Origin of the sequence: Halanaerobium hydrogeniformans (genome assembly GCF_000166415.1) — a bacterium.
GTDB classification, from domain to species: domain Bacteria; phylum Bacillota; class Halanaerobiia; order Halanaerobiales; family Halanaerobiaceae; genus Halanaerobium; species Halanaerobium hydrogeniformans.
Genome location: NC_014654.1, coordinates 714,652 through 729,676, shown reverse-complemented (window position 1 = coordinate 729,676; position 15,025 = coordinate 714,652). Strand labels below are relative to the sequence as shown.

Annotated in this window: 12 protein-coding genes; 3 read left to right on the top strand and 9 right to left on the bottom strand. The window is 31.9% G+C overall.

The features are described from left to right. Nucleotides 1-4: 4 nt before the first annotated feature. The 9 genes from HALSA_RS03200 to HALSA_RS03160 all read right to left on the bottom strand — a co-directional run bounded on the left by HALSA_RS03200 (nucleotide 5) and on the right by HALSA_RS03160 (nucleotide 11,115). Nucleotides 5-1,150, bottom strand: a complete 1,146-nt coding sequence (locus HALSA_RS03200; RefSeq protein WP_013405175.1) for a glycosyltransferase family 4 protein — start codon at nucleotides 1,148-1,150, stop codon at nucleotides 5-7. A gap of 51 nt (nucleotides 1,151-1,201) precedes the next feature. Then, entirely contained in the window at nucleotides 1,202-3,010 is a 1,809-nt protein-coding gene (locus HALSA_RS03195; RefSeq protein ID WP_013405174.1) for an ABC transporter ATP-binding protein, read from the bottom strand. 115 nt (nucleotides 3,011-3,125) lie between these two features. Further along, nucleotides 3,126-3,599, bottom strand: coding sequence for a Rossmann-fold NAD(P)-binding domain-containing protein (locus HALSA_RS03190; protein WP_013405173.1), 474 nt, complete (start codon nucleotides 3,597-3,599; stop codon nucleotides 3,126-3,128). A gap of 95 nt (nucleotides 3,600-3,694) precedes the next feature. After that, a complete protein-coding gene (locus HALSA_RS03185; RefSeq protein WP_083789297.1) occupies nucleotides 3,695-5,029 on the bottom strand; it encodes an SLC13 family permease in 1,335 nt (444 codons plus the stop codon). 311 nt (nucleotides 5,030-5,340) lie between these two features. Further along, nucleotides 5,341-6,171 (bottom strand): phosphoenolpyruvate hydrolase family protein, encoded by an 831-nt coding sequence (locus HALSA_RS03180; protein WP_013405171.1) that lies wholly within the window; start codon nucleotides 6,169-6,171, stop codon nucleotides 5,341-5,343. Nucleotides 6,172-6,187: 16 nt separating this feature from the next. Continuing rightward, nucleotides 6,188-7,402: a Tm-1-like ATP-binding domain-containing protein gene (locus HALSA_RS03175; RefSeq protein ID WP_013405170.1), complete on the bottom strand. Its 1,215-nt coding sequence runs from the start codon at nucleotides 7,400-7,402 to the stop codon at nucleotides 6,188-6,190. 257 nt (nucleotides 7,403-7,659) lie between these two features. Next, entirely contained in the window at nucleotides 7,660-9,057 is a 1,398-nt protein-coding gene (locus tag HALSA_RS03170) for a sigma 54-interacting transcriptional regulator (protein WP_013405169.1), read from the bottom strand. A gap of 118 nt (nucleotides 9,058-9,175) precedes the next feature. Beyond that, the gene (locus HALSA_RS03165; protein ID WP_013405168.1) at nucleotides 9,176-10,429 is read right to left on the bottom strand and encodes an RNA-guided endonuclease InsQ/TnpB family protein; all 1,254 of its coding nucleotides are present in this window, start codon (nucleotides 10,427-10,429) and stop codon (nucleotides 9,176-9,178) included. 251 nt (nucleotides 10,430-10,680) lie between these two features. After that, complete coding sequence (locus tag HALSA_RS03160) at nucleotides 10,681-11,115, bottom strand: phosphoenolpyruvate hydrolase family protein (RefSeq protein WP_013405167.1); 435 nt, start codon at nucleotides 11,113-11,115, stop codon at nucleotides 10,681-10,683. A 179-nt stretch (nucleotides 11,116-11,294) separates the two neighbouring features. Between HALSA_RS03160 and HALSA_RS03155 the strand changes: the two genes are divergently transcribed. From HALSA_RS03155 to HALSA_RS03140, 3 genes are all read left to right on the top strand, one after another. Then, a complete protein-coding gene (locus HALSA_RS03155; RefSeq protein ID WP_013405166.1) occupies nucleotides 11,295-12,995 on the top strand; it encodes a LytS/YhcK type 5TM receptor domain-containing protein in 1,701 nt (566 codons plus the stop codon). A 1-nt stretch (nucleotide 12,996) separates the two neighbouring features. Further along, on the top strand, nucleotides 12,997-13,767 hold the full coding sequence (locus HALSA_RS03150; protein ID WP_013405165.1) for a LytR/AlgR family response regulator transcription factor: 771 nt from the start codon (nucleotides 12,997-12,999) through the stop codon (nucleotides 13,765-13,767). Between the two features lie 121 nt (nucleotides 13,768-13,888). Beyond that, a protein-coding gene (locus tag HALSA_RS03140) for an IS3-like element ISHahy2 family transposase (protein WP_095522093.1) occupies nucleotides 13,889-15,015 on the top strand; the annotation gives its coding sequence in 2 pieces (ribosomal slippage) (nucleotides 13,889-14,141 and nucleotides 14,141-15,015; 1,128 coding nt in all). Nucleotides 15,016-15,025 lie beyond the last annotated feature (10 nt).

Here is a 15,025-nt window from a genome sequence, read left to right as displayed (position 1 = left end):
AAAATTATTTGTTTGAATCAGCTCTCCAAACTGCTTTCTCATATAATAAATATAATTCTTCTACACTGTGCTGCCAGGAAAATTTACCTATTCTTTTTTTTCCTAAATTAATATATTTTTGCCTTTTTACATTATTTTTTAATATATTTATAATTGAATCCAGCCAAATTTGAGGTGAATTTGGATCAAGCATGATGCCTGCTTCTCCAATAACTTCCGGTAAGGAAGAGCTATTACTAGTAATAACCACAGTTTCAGCTGCCATTGCTTCTAAGCTTGGTAAACCAAATCCTTCATAAAGAGAAGGAAAAAGGAAAATTTCCGCTCCGGACATTAAAACTGGCAGGTCTTCTTCTTCAACATAGCCAGTAAATTTAATATTTTTGGCCAATTTTCTAGGTTCTTTTTCACCTGGCCATTCTGGACCTACTATAATTAATTCATAATTTTCAAACATTTTTTCAAAATATTTATTTGCTAATTTCATTACTTCTAGTAATAATTTATTATTTTTTACTGGTTCTGTACTGCCAGTCGCTAAAAAATATTTTTTCTTTATTCCATATTTAGCTTTTATTTTAGCTAATAATTTAATATTTATATTTTTCTTTAAAAATTTATCATCAACTCCACAGTAATTTACAAAAACCTGTTCCTTATTTAAAAATTGAAATTGTTCTAATAAATCTTTTTTAGAGTTATTAGATACAGTAATAATTTTATCAGCAATTTTTGCTGCTCTATGCCATCTCAATTTATTTATAGAATTAGAAATAGAATTAGAACGATGAGAAAAAACTAGTGTGTCATGCATTGTCACAAAGATCAAAGTGTTATTTATTTTTAAATAAGGAATGTTTTTATCTCTTGGTGTATGATAAAGGTCAAATTTATATTTAGAGATTTTATATGGTAAAACAAATTGTTCCCATAAAGTTTGAAAACCTTTTATTTTGTTGCGGTGAGTATGTTTAGAAGTTTGTATATCATCTCTAATAAAATCACTTTCTTTATAGCCTGCACCCCAAAAATATATTATTTCATCTTTAGATTTTTTAATTTTATTTAGTTGTTTAATTAACTGCTGAGTATACCGTCCTATTCCTGTAATAGGTAAAGTTAAAGCAGATGCATCAATTGCTATTTTCATTGTATTTCCTTTCCAAACTATATTTAATGAAGATTAAACAATAATCATCTATTATAACTGGCTGTTTATATCAGCCAGTTTTCTAAATTTCTGACTGTTATTAGCCAATTCAGCATAATTACCTGAATCTATTATTTGACCTTTTTCGATTAAATAAATCTTATCACAGTTTTGCACAGTACTCAGCCGGTGGGCAATAATTATCATTGTTTTAACTTCAGCTATTTTATCTATTGCCTCCATTACTGCTTTTTGAGTTGCTTCATCTAGAGAACTTGTGGCTTCATCTAAGATCAATATCTCAGGGTCATGATAAAGAGCTCTGGCCAGACCAAGCCGCTGTTTTTGACCACCACTGATCCTGATGCCCCTCTCTCCAACTATAGATTGATAGCCTTTTTCTAATTCATTTTCTATAAAATCTGCGATATTTGCAATCTGAGCAGCTCTTTTTACAGCCTTAAAATCTATTTCTGCTTCGGGAACCCCAAAGGCAATGTTTTTTACAATAGTATTATCACAAAGATAGATATCCTGGGGTACATACCCTATATTACGCTGCCAGTTCCGTATATTATCTCTGTTAAGTTCTCTACCATCAACTATTATTTTACCCTGATCTGATTCTAATAGACCTAAAATGATATTAACCAGGGTTGATTTACCGGAGCCTGTTTCCCCTGCCAGACCGATCTGGCTATCTTTTCTGATCTCTATATTTATATTTTTTAATATTTTTTCACCCTGTTCATGATAACTAAATGTTATATTTTTTAGTTTGAGGGATTCCCTGAATTCCATCGGTTCTGGTAAGCTATCAGGCCATTTTTGAGCGGCAAACTTACCTGCTTCAAAAATATCTTCATGTATTCTATCTAAAATTGCAGTATTAAAGACCATTGAACTGGCTGAATTAAAAATACTCTGCAGAGCAGGCAACAATCTGTAACCGGCAAAGGCAAAAAGACTTACCTTAGAAATCAGCTGAGTGCTGTCTTCTCCTCTTATGACAAAGTATAGGACAAGCAAAACTACTGAGCCAAAGGCTAGTGCCTCCATAACATAGCGGGGCATCTGCCTGATTATCTGATTCCAGGCCTGTAATTTAGCATTTTTGGCTGAATAATGGGTATATCTATTTAAAAATTCATTTTCTCGACTGTTGACTTTAATTTCTTTGATTCCATTAAAGGCTTCATATGCTGTTTTATAACGGTTCATGTTGGCTTCTAATCTTTTTTCTCCAGCAGTTTTCATTTTGTTTTTTGTGGCCAGGTAGATTAAAATATAGCTGCTGCCTAATATAATAATTGCTGCTGAAGTTATTAAAAGATCTGTAAGAAATAATAAAATTATAATTGCTAAGGCTACTATAGAATAAGTTATTAAATCGATCAGCTGAATTAAATAATTTATCGTCAGAGCATAAACTTCATGCAGAACATTTTTGCCTAGATCAGCAGTGTTGTGCATCAAAAAATAGCTGTATGGTTTTGACATATATTTTTTTAATAGTCTTCTGGAAAGGCGGTGATTATTTTCCCAGACAAATTTTAGTTTATACCAGCTAGCAAAAGTAGAAATCGCGTTCGATAAGAGGATTAGAGAAAACATTACTGTCCCGATAAAAATGGTAAAAGCAGTGATTGATTGAAAGCCTAAAAAGTTATAAATGCTTTGTAATGCTCGACTTTCCTCTATCATATCAGGGCTCATGACCAAATCCATAAAGGGCATTATTGAGGCTATACCAATAATTTGAGCTAAAGCCATGGTTAAAACAGCTATAAATAGAATTAATATTTGTTTTTTCTCTTTTTTATTAAATAACTCCCATAATTTTTTTAATGTCTGCTGCATCTCTTTTTCAGCTCCTGCAAATTAATAATTATTATTGTTATAGTTAAACATCTTTAGATAAAATCCTGCCTAAAAAGAAAAAGCCCTCCTTTTAAGGAAGGTGATCTTGCCAGGCCTATTCTAATTTTCCATCATAAAAACTGTAATGTTTAAGCCCAGCTTTTTTTAAAAAATCTTTTATTTCTTTTTCTTTAACTTGATCTGAGATAAATTCATTCTTAGAAAAGTTTATAAATACTGCATCTAAGTCTTTTTCCAAAATATCTTTTTTCATCTTATCTAGCTGATGATGATCAATTAAGTGTTTAGTAAAATCAATATTATTTTCTGCAGCAGTTTCTTCTAAATTTTTTAAATAATTATCAGTAATGCATTGATGGCCTTCCAGCACTGATTCTTCTATATCATTTGCTACCTTATCCCCTAAAAAGCCAAGATCAGAAGTTAGGTGATTGTATAATTTGGGTACACCCTCTAAAATAACTGCTCTAACAAATAGCCTGTCACCACTTTTGAGCTTGTTAAAGAGAACTTTATTTAAACCTTCTAAACCAGCATAGCTGAAAAGAATGAGTAGATATTTTTTCATATTATCAATCCTTAATTAATTAGATTATCTTTCTATATTCATATTATAGTTGGAGGAAATAGCGATTGCAACCTATATTAGATAATTAATTTGTTTTAAAATCTTAATCCTAAAAGTGGCCAATAAAATTTGAGTACCAGCATATAAATTAACCAGCCTGCTATATTTAAAATTATTCCTAATTTAACTGAATCTTCTATTTTATAATAGCCGGAAGAAAAAGCTATAGCATTTGGAGGACTTCCCATGGGAAACATAAAAGCAAGCCCACCTGGTAAAGCAACAGAAAGGGTAATAATTATTGGGTTTAACTGATAAATATCACTAATACTAAAGGCGATCGGTAAAACTACAGCTACTGCTGCAACATTACTAACTCCCTCAGTTAATAAAATAGTAAATAGAGCTAAAAGTGATAAAAACCAGAATATTGAAAGGTCAAGCTCTGCAAAAATTTGATTGGATAACCAGGAGGTTGCTCCAGTTTCTACCAGTGAACTGGCAACTACTATTGCACCTCCACACATTATAATTATTCCCCAGTTAACATATTCCTCTATTTCCCGCCAGACCACTATTTTTAAAATAAAAATTAACACAGCACCTGCTACTGCGGTGACAGAAATATGAATAATTTGAGCTAAAAAAAGCCAGCTAAAGATTATTATTATTAAAACACCAATTAATTTTTTTTCAGCAAAACTTAAACCACCCTTTTGAGCCAGCTTATCTTCTAGAACACTATATGCCTTATCTATATTATTGATATCAATCTTAAAGTACTTCCAGATCAATAACATAAAAAATATCAGCATTAAAGTAGGAATAGGCCAGGAATATTTGATCCATTCAAAAAAACCAATACTCATATTATATTTTTGTTCTAATATCTCAACAGCAAGTAAATTACGTGAACCACCAAGATAAGTAGTTATACCACCTATAATAGCTCCCCAGGCCATCGATAGAAAAAGAAGTTTAGCATAAATGCTTTCTAATGGTTTTAGTTCCAAACTTAAAGCTATTTCCATAACTATCGGAAATAAAAGAGCTGCTACTGCATGCTCAGGCATTAAACAGGCCATAGAAGCTGCAGTTAACAATATACCCACCAGGAGATTGCGAGGGCTATTGCCAAAAAGCTTAATTATAGAAAAAGCCATTCTGCTTCCCAGACCGGTATAGTAAAGAGCAGCAGAAATAATTAAAGCACCTAATATAAAAAATATAGCTTTATTACCAAATAATGCAAATGTATGGTCAACTGACATAATATTTAATAATGGCATTAAAACCATTCCCAGCAAAGCTGTAATAGCCAGTGGTATAATATTAGTTAACCAGAAGGTCATAACTAACACAAATACTGCTAAAGCTCGCTGCCCTTCAATACTTAAGCCCTCAAAAGTTGGCAGGACTAATAATAATATAAAGAGAATTATACCCGTGTATTTTATAATACTTTTTATGTATTTAATAGCAATAACCTCCTAAAATAAAAACTATAAATAATCATTCAATTGTGAAAAGACAACATGAATTAATTTAATTATATTACTTTAAGAGAATAATAACAAGCTATCTGATTTTCTGCTCTGGCTCAGCTAAGTTAAAATACTTAAACTGCTTGAAAAGCTGAAGTTCAATTACTATTAATTTTAAAAAGCCCTCTTATTATTTTTAAGAGGGCTTGATTAAACAATTTATTGTGAAATTTTATTTTTAGATAAATGTTTGATATTTACTTTATTTTAATATTTTTAAAGTCTTCGGTCTGTTCTCTAATTGCTTTTTCAGTTGGGAGTCTTTCTATACTTGAAGCACCAAAGAAACCGATCACGTTTTCAGTGTTCTCAAGTACATATTTTGCATCATCAGGCATTGCAATTGGCCCACCATGACAGATAACCATGACATCAGGATTTACTTTTTTACCGGCATCTGCAATTCTTTGAACTTTTTTAGCACTTTCTTCTAAGGTTAATGCTGTTTCTGCACCAATGCTGCCGCTTGTTGTTAGTCCCATATGAGCTACTAAGACATCTGCACCTGCTTCGGCCATAGCTGCTGCATCTTCTTCACTAAAGACATATGGTGCGGTGAACATATCCAGCTGATGAGCTTTTCTGATCATTTCTACTTCCAGATCATAGCCCATACCTGTTTCTTCCAGATTTTGTCTAAAGACTCCATCGATCAAACCAACTGTAGGAAAATTCTGTACTCCTGAAAAACCTATCTCCTTAAGTTTTGCCAGAAACTTATCCATTAATCTGAAGGGATCTGTTCCACAGACACCTGCTAAAACAGGAGTTTCTTTTGCTACGGGTAAAACTTCATCTGCCATTTCTACAACGATCCCGTTTGCATCTCCATAGGGAAGCAGACCGGCCAATGAACCTCTACCTGCCATTCTATAGCGGCCTGAATTATAGATAATTATTAAGTCTACTCCACCCTGTTGGGCAAATTTAGCAGAAATACCTGTTCCAGCCCCTGCTCCAACAACACTATTTCCTTTTTCAACTTCAGCCAGTAATTTTTCTCTAACCTCTTGACGAGTAAATGCCATTTTTTATCTTCCCCCTTTAATTATTTTCCATTAATTCAATTAATTTTTTAGCAACTGATAAAGCAAATTCTTCATCATTTATATGCAGCTCTTTTTCGATTAATTCTACCTTATCTTGATCAATTTTTTCTCTTAAAGTATCAAAAAGGACTTGATCTTCTTCCGCTCCGTGAAAAGGCTGTCCTTCTGCATCGATCATCGATACACCTTTTAATGGTAGTACTAGTGCTGTTTTGCCTGTGCTTTGATTTAATTTTTTTGCCATGATCTCAGCTAATTCTTTGTTCTCTTCTAAATTAGTTCTCATCAGTGTAACTGTTGGATTGTGTTTGTAAATATTTCTAGCTTTGAATTCTTCTGGCAATGAGTCAATAGGGCCAAAGTTAACCATATCCAGAGCACCGGTAGAAACTACCTGAGGAACAGAATTTTTTGCAGCAGCTTCTAAACGATCAGGTCCTGCCGAAAGCACTCCTCCTACCAGTTCATCACATAATTCTGTTGTGGTAAGATCTAAAACACCTGCTATAAAGCCTTCTTCTATTAAATTCTCCATTGCCTTTCCACCTGTACCTGTAGCATGAAAAACGATAACCTCATAACCGTTTTCTTCTAAATATTCTCTTGCTTTTTCTACACAGGGAGTTGTTACCCCGAACATTGTAGCAGCAATTAAAGGTCTTTTTTCTTTAGGCTCAGGCTTTTTACCTTTTACCATCCCGGCAACTGCAAAGGCAGCATTAGCCAGTATATTAGCTGATAAGCTATTTGCTCCAAGTATATCTACTACTGAATACATCATCGTTATGTCTTTTGTTCCTACATAAGGTCTTGTGTCACCTGAAGCTAGAGTAGAAACCATAACTTTAGGAATACCGACCGGAAGCTTCTTCATGGCTGTAGTTCCAATTGTTGTTCCTGCTGAGCCTCCTAATGATATTATTCCAGCTATGTCGCCAGCTTCATATAATTCTTCTACTACTTTGGCTGCACCATTAGACATCACTTCCATTGAATAACCTCGGTCAGATTTTTCGATTAAATTTTCAATCGACTCTCCACCTGCTTTTGCAACCATATCTTTTTTTATCTCAGCTTCAAAATAGGGTTCACCCATTACTCCAGCATCAATTACTATCGTTTCTAAACCTTCACCTTCGATTATTTCTTTGACATAAAGAAATTCTTCACCTTTTGTGTCAAGGGTTCCTAGAACAGCTACTTTAGACAAAAAACCACCCCTTTACTTATTATTTGCTTAAATATATTCTCTTCACTAATATATAAATGCATTATCTATGCCAAATAGATTAAAAAGCCAACAATATACTAAATTTTGTTTATTTTTAGATAATTTGAGACTAAATTGAGCCGATTTTTAAAAAATAGTTTTTAGTTAAAATTAAAAGTGAGTAATTATTTACACAAATAATAAGCTGCTAAAACCCCAAAAAATGCTTTTGTGTAATTAATTACCCACTGATCATCTCAATTATTTAGATTATATTTTTGTATTTTATTATAGAGTGTTTTTCTGCTGATACCCAGCATTTCTGCAGTTTTTGTTTGATTCCACTGCTGCTCTTCTAAAGCATTAAGTATTATCTGTTTTTCAAAGGTTGCTAAATGAGCAGCTAAATCATCATTTTCCTTGCTCGGATTAAAATAATCCTGCTGCTTAGTAAATTTTTTAAAATATTGGGGTAGATTTTCAAGCTTGATTGTTTTATCTTCAGATAGTATTGCTGCTCTTTCTATATTGTTTTTTAATTCTCGTACATTACCTGGCCAATCATATTCCATTAAAACATCAAAAACTCTGGGCTCTATTTTTAGTATTTTGATATCAAACTTTTCTTTAATCTGTTTGATAAAGCTATTAACAAGCAGAGGTATATCCTCTTTATGTTTACGAAGAGGTGGGGTGTTTATTGAAACAACATTTAAACGGTAAAAAAGATCTTCTCTAAACTTGCCTTCTGCTACGGCCTGCCAGAGATCTTTGTTTGTAGCCGAAATAACTCTCACATCTACTTTAATTGTTTTATTGCTGCCAACTCTTTCAAATTCTTTTTCCTGTAATACCCTTAAAAGTTTTGACTGTAGATTAATATCTATTTCTCCAACTTCATCTAGAAAAAGAGTGCCTCCATCTGCTAATTCAAATTTGCCGATTCGCTGTTTTGCTGCTCCTGTAAACGATCCTTTTTCATGACCAAAAAGTTCACTTTCTAAGAGCTTTTCTGGTATTGTCGCACAGTTTATTTTAACAAAGGCTTTATCTGTTCTCTGGCTGCTGTAATGGATGGCCCTGGTAACTAACTCCTTACCTGTTCCACTTTCTCCAAAAACTAAAACATTGACATTTTTATTAGCTACCTTATCGATTAATTCATACATCTGCTGCATGATTAAACTGTGACCGACCAGATTATCAAAGCTCTTTTTCTTGTTTAATTCTTCTTTTAATTTAATATTTTCTTTCTGTAATTTATAAAAATTTTTAAAACTGCTGACAGTATCTTTGATAGAGCTTTCAACTGGTATTCGCTCAAAAGTTGAGCCACCAATATAGCCTAATGTATCAGTCTCTTTATAGAATTCATTGGCTTTAATGGGATTCTGTATGTCTCCTCCTCCATAAATCATATGTAATATATCAGGATTTATTGCTTCAACTGTAGAAAAGATATCTTTAACTAATTTAATTTTTTCTGAAATATCTTCCCTGGTTTTTATTCCTTTTTCTCCCCCTGCAGTCCAGCCAAGATGAGCACAAACCATATCCACTTTTGCTTCTGCCATGGCCCTGGCCTGTTTTTTGTTGAACACAAAAGCAATAGTATAAAGACCTTTTTCTACAGCTTTTTTCGTGAACCTCTCCATCTAAATCAAAACCAAGATTTAGATGGAGCTTCTAACTGCTTCATATAGATTAAAGTTCAACCTATATTACTAGGTCAGTTTACAAGATGTTTGGCTTTTAAGTTTTGCTCCTAATAGTTTAGGATACCCTTAATCTTGAAGGATTGTCCACAAATCCATTATCTCTCGCCTCTTTGATAGGTCTGAGAATACATTTATCGTTATGGTATTTACGAAGTATATTAAAGCTACCATTCTGATCAGCATTAATTAATAGGCCCTCGTTAGTTTTAAAGAGACCTCTAGTAATTCTTCTGGATTTATCATAGTTACTTTTATTTATTTTTTCCAGATCTACTGAACTACATCCAGAAGTATAGCTTTCATCAATTTCAACAACTTTGATACCTTTTAGTTTAGCTTTGTATTCAATTAATTTTTTTAATCTCTGGATCGGTATTTGGACAAAAGATTTAAGATTGCTGCATTGTTTAATATTTTTTATATCTCCAATTACAATAGTTTCTACTTGATTTTCAATTGCTAAATCAACTATTTTGCAGCTAGCTTTATGGATATAATCTCTAATATAATTTCTTCTCTTTAATCTCAGATATTTTATTCGTTTAGTATCTCTAATTTTACTGGTAGCTAACTGCCTCATTCTAATGCTTTGTAGTCTGGCAATTTCTTTATTAAAATAAGAATTTTTGGATTTAATAGTTTTACCATTGATAATATAACAATCAGAATTGTTTTTAAATGTTAAAGTAGCCAAATTATCAAGACCTAGATCAACTGCCATTATGTTAGGGTTATTATTTTCTTTTATTTCCTCGGTCTTATAGATGATTAGTAGATACCATCTTTTAGAAATACGGTCCTGCTTAATCTTTATCTGCTGGACAGCATCTAAATCTATAATGCTTTGAACTGCTTCAGGCAGCTCAAAATTAAGAGCCTTCACATTATATTTAGATTGTATCTTTTTAGATAAGGATAAGAGTAATTTGTTATCTCTAATCCTAACAGCTAAATTGGTAAAAATTATTTCACAGGGATTACTGTTCATATGTTTAAAATTAGGTGACCCTGGCTGCCCCTTATATTTTTGAGGATTCTTTTTATAATCTTTGAGAGAATTAAAAAAACTTTTCCAGTCCTGAGCTAACTGCTTTAATGCCTGTTGTCTGTTATGGGAGTGAAGGTAGTCATTATGCCAGTTATTTTTATATCTAGTTTCTAATTCAGTATAGACAGCTTTTACATCTTTATTATTTTTAATCTGATAATTGACTATATTATATAATTTAGAGCAATGCCAGGCTAATTCATTAATTATTACTAATTGCTTATGGCTTAATTTAGGCTTGAATTTAAATGATAATCGCATTGATTTTTCACCTCCATCCTACTATAATTATATCATACATATGTTTGCTTGTAAAAGAAAACATGGAGGTTTGATTTTTATGAATAGAGACTTAAATAACAATTATCATTCTGTTTATAGTCTACAATATCATTATTGTATCTTCTGGTGGTGCTACTATTGAGACAATTAAAAAGTATATTGAAAATCAGAATAAATAGCCAATTCATCTCCACCCAATGCATAGCTTGGATGGAGTTTTCTTGGCAGTTTTAGATAAATTCTACTTCTCTTTGAAAGCCCAGTCCACTTTTTTCAAGAGCCTTTCTATAATTTCCATCGATTAAAGCTACCGTTGGAAAGTTATTAACTCCTACAAAGCCAGCCTCTATAATATCAGCCAATAATGTATCGTTAGATTTAGTAATATCTGCTGCAAAAGCACCAAAAACCACCGGAATGTTTTTAACCCTCGGCAAAATCTCTTTTTTAGCAAATTCCAGGTTCATATCATTGCTATTGGCAAAGGGAAGCATACATCCCATTGAAGACACACCAGCATTTCTGAATTTACCTGCACTTAAAGCAAGTATAAAATCAGCTCCACCTTCTGCAACCTGTTTCGCTGATAATCCACTGCCTACAGCAACTCCTATGACAGGATGATTTTCTTTAATACTTTTAGCAATGCGAGTTTTGATATCCATTTTCTCTTGCTCCTCATTAAAGTATAATTAACTTTTAAGATAATAGGTTAATCTATATTAATTATATAGCTAATTCAGGCTGAGAACAAATTTTATTTCACTTATTAAAATTTATGTTATATAATAAAAATAGATGTCAAGTTTTGGAATTTTTTTAAAAATTATAAAGGGGTTAAAAAATGGATTATAGTAGAGTTTTTGTATTATTATTTAATTTATTTCGCAGCATGAGTGTTATAGTAACATTCGCTTATGTTTTGAGCCGAATTAATGGTGTTAAATATATTTTCAAAAAAAAATTTAATAAATATGAAAAAACTTTTTTGTTTGTCTTTTTCTCTATCTTAAGTATTTTAGGTACATATATGGGTATTATAATAATGGATGCTTATGCTAATATCAGAGGTATTGGTGCTTTAGTAGGTGGTTTAGTTGGCGGGCCTTTAATTGGTTTTGCAGTTGGCTTAACTTCTGGCTTACACCGCTTTTCATTAGGTGGCTTTACAGCTTTAGCCTGTGCTGTTGGTACAACTTTAACCGGTTTAATAGGTGGCTATTTTCACCAAAAATATTTAAATGACGAAATAAATTTTAAAAACGGTTTTCTTATTGGAGGCTTTGCTTTAGTTATAGAAATGATTATAGTTTTGATTTTTAGCAGACCATTTGCTCTAGCTGTAGACCTTGTCCAGATTATTGCTATACCAATGGTATTTAGCAATGCTTTAGGTATTGCTATTTTCATCAGTATTTTAAACAATGTTAAAGAAGAGCATCAAAAAATACGAGCCCTTCAGGCAGAAAAAGTTCTCTCTATTGCTGACCGCTCACTTCCTATCATTCAAAGTGGACTTGATTCAGAATCAGCTGCTGAAATTATTAAGATGATAAAAGAAGAAAGTGGTGCTGATGCAGTAGCAATAACTGATAAAAAACAGGTTCTTGCTTTTGTTGGTAGTGGAGATGATCATCATTTTGAAGGAGAAAAGATTAAAACTGAAGCCAGTAAAAAAGCACTTAAAGAAGAGACAACTATAGTTATTGATGAAAAAGGAGAAATTAATTGTGCTAATAATAAATGTCCACTTGCCAATGTTGTAATTACCCCCTTGAAAATCGAAAATAGTGTATATGGTTTGCTTAAATTATATAGAATTAATAAAAAGATATCTGTTTTAGATATTAAAATGGCGGAAGGTATTGCTAATCTTTTAGCAACTCAGATTAAATTGTTTCGCCTTTCCAAACAGGCAGAACTCAAAAGCGAAGCAGAATTAAAAGCACTTCAGACACAGATTAACCCTCACTTTCTATTTAACTCAATGAATACGATTTCTGCTCTATGCAGAAACAAACCGAAAAAAGCAAGAAATCTTTTGATTAAATTAGCCGGTATTTTCCGTAGAACTTTAAAACGTGATATTCACCAAATAACTTTAAAACAGGAAATAGATTTTTCTAAAGATTATTTGAGTATAGAAAAAGCTCGACTGGGGTCAAGACTTGAAGTAGAATGGAATATTGAAGCTGATTTAATGGATTATAAAATACCTCCATTTATTATTCAGCCTCTGATTGAAAACTCAATCAAACATGGTATTTATCCACTTAAAGAAGGTGGGAAAGTTGAAACATCTATAATTAAAGAAAATGATAGTCTAAAAATTGTAATTAGCGATAATGGGATTGGTGTTTCAGAAAAAGATATGGATGATATTTTTAATTCTGATAATAACTCTATTGGTTTAAAAAATATTAAAGAGCGCCTGCAGTCTGTCTATGGTAATAGTGCAAAACTAAAAATCAGCTCGAATTCTGATTATAGTTTTAAAAATATAATTAAAATCCCTTTAACACCACTTATGAAAGGAGAAGAATAAATTGAAAATCCGGACAATGATTGTAGAAGACGAGCGGCCAGCTAGAGTTGAACTTAAATATTTATTAAAACAAGAAGATGACTTTGAGCTTTTATTTTTAGCTGTTGATGGCAGTGAAGCATTAAAAATTTTAGAAAAAAATGACTTGGATCTTATAATGCTGGATATTCAATTACCTGGTAAAACTGGCATTGAAATTGCTCAACAGCTGCAAAATCGAGATAATCCTCCTTATATAATATTTACCACTGCTTTTGATGAGCATGCTGTTGAAGCTTTTAAATTATCTGCTGTTGATTATCTGCTCAAGCCTATTTCTGAGCAAAGGCTTCATAAAAGCCTATTAAAAGCTAAAGAAAGAATTTTAGATCAAGGTAATTATCAAAAAAAGATGGAAAATCTTTTAAATATACTTGAAGCTAATGAAAATAAAGAGGAGATCAATAAAATTGCCGTAGTAGATGGAGACTGTTTTTTGATGCTTAACTTTCAAGATATTTACTATTTTTCTACTAAAGATAAAAAAGTTTGGGCACACAGTTATAAAAAATCATATATGACTCAATTCCAGCTTAAAGACTTAGAAGAAATATTACCTGATTATTTTTATAGAATTCATAAAAGCTATATTGTAAATCTTAAGAATATTAAAGCGGTAATTCCATGGTTTAAAGGCAAGTATCAGATTAGAATGGAAAACTATTCAGAAAGTGAAATTTCTGTCAGCCGCAGTCGAGTTGATGAGATTAACAAACTTTTGAATCTTAAATAATGCATTTCAGTATAATATTTTTACTTTTCAGTTAAATATTCTTTGTTAATATCTGGATCGGGTATAATTAATTAAACAGTTTTTTCTCGGACATGATATAATAAGATAATAACAAACTAAAATGGAGGAAAATATCATGCCTACAAAATATCCTGAAGAAATCAAAAGAAAAGTTGTTGCTCTGGCCAATAATGGTAAAAATCAAACTGAAATACTCAATGAATATGGAATGGCAAGGTCCACACTTCATAAATGGATAAAAGACTATAATAACTCAGGTTCATTCAGCGCTAAAGATAATAGATCTGATAAAGAAAAAGAATTAATTAAATTACAAAAAGAAAACAAGCAGTTAAAAATGGAGAATGATATTTTAAAGCAAGCGGCGCTGATAATGGGACGAAAGTAGCAGTTATTAAGGCAAACAGGGATAAATACAGTATTAGCGCCATGTGCAGAGCACTCAATATATCAAGGGGTATGATCTATTATACCCCTAAAGAAAAACAGGTTGATGTTGAACTAGAAAGCGAAGTGATTTCCATTTACAAAGCAAGTAGAAATCACTATGGAACCAGAAAAATCAAAAGAGAATTAGCTAAAAAAGGTTATCAGGTGTCCAAGCGAAGAATAGGTAAAATAATGAAAAAATATAATCTAGTTTCTACTTATACTAAAAAACAATACAAAGTTCATTCTCCAAGCTGTAATGAAGATAAAATTGCCAATATTGTAAACAGAGAATTTAACAAAGAAGAAGCTCTAGACGTTGTTGTCAGTGATTTAACCTATGTTAATGTAAAAGGAAAATGGAACTATGTCTGTCTGATCATAGATCTCTTCAACCGTGAATTTGTTGGTTATGCAGCAGGTAAAAAGAAAAATGCCGAATTAGTAACTGAGGCTTTTAAAAGTATTAAAAGACCACTAAATCAAATTAATATTTTACATACTGATAGAGGTAATGAATTCAAAAATAAAGCTATCGATGATATTTTAGTCAGGTTTGATATTGAGCGTTCTTTAAGCAATAAAGGATGCCCATATGATAATGCAGTGGCAGAAGCAGCCTTTAAAGTAGTTAAGACTGAATTTGCTTATGACAGAATATTTAACAGCTTTGAAGAGCTGGAATATGAGCTATTTGACTATGTTAACTGGTATAATAACCACAGAATCCACGGGTCGTTAGATTACCTAACACCTGTTGAATATAGATATTTAATGTTCGATAAAAAATTGTTGTAAAAAGTATTGA

What these genes read in the sequence shown, in the direction of transcription:
- HALSA_RS03200 (WP_013405175.1), bottom strand. Translation starts at nt 1,150, where the DNA reads ATGAAAATAGCAATTGATGCATCTGCTTTAACTTTACCTATTACAGGA.
- HALSA_RS03195 (WP_013405174.1), bottom strand. Translation starts at nt 3,010, where the DNA reads ATGCAGCAGACATTAAAAAAATTATGGGAGTTATTTAATAAAAAAGAG.
- HALSA_RS03190 (WP_013405173.1), bottom strand. Translation starts at nt 3,599, where the DNA reads ATGAAAAAATATCTACTCATTCTTTTCAGCTATGCTGGTTTAGAAGGT.
- HALSA_RS03180 (WP_013405171.1), bottom strand. Translation starts at nt 6,171, where the DNA reads ATGGCATTTACTCGTCAAGAGGTTAGAGAAAAATTACTGGCTGAAGTT.
- HALSA_RS03170 (WP_013405169.1), bottom strand. Translation starts at nt 9,057, where the DNA reads ATGGAGAGGTTCACGAAAAAAGCTGTAGAAAAAGGTCTTTATACTATT.
- HALSA_RS03165 (WP_013405168.1), bottom strand. Translation starts at nt 10,429, where the DNA reads ATGCGATTATCATTTAAATTCAAGCCTAAATTAAGCCATAAGCAATTA.
- HALSA_RS03160 (WP_013405167.1), bottom strand. Translation starts at nt 11,115, where the DNA reads ATGGATATCAAAACTCGCATTGCTAAAAGTATTAAAGAAAATCATCCT.
- HALSA_RS03155 (WP_013405166.1), top strand. Translation starts at nt 11,295, where the DNA reads ATGGATTATAGTAGAGTTTTTGTATTATTATTTAATTTATTTCGCAGC.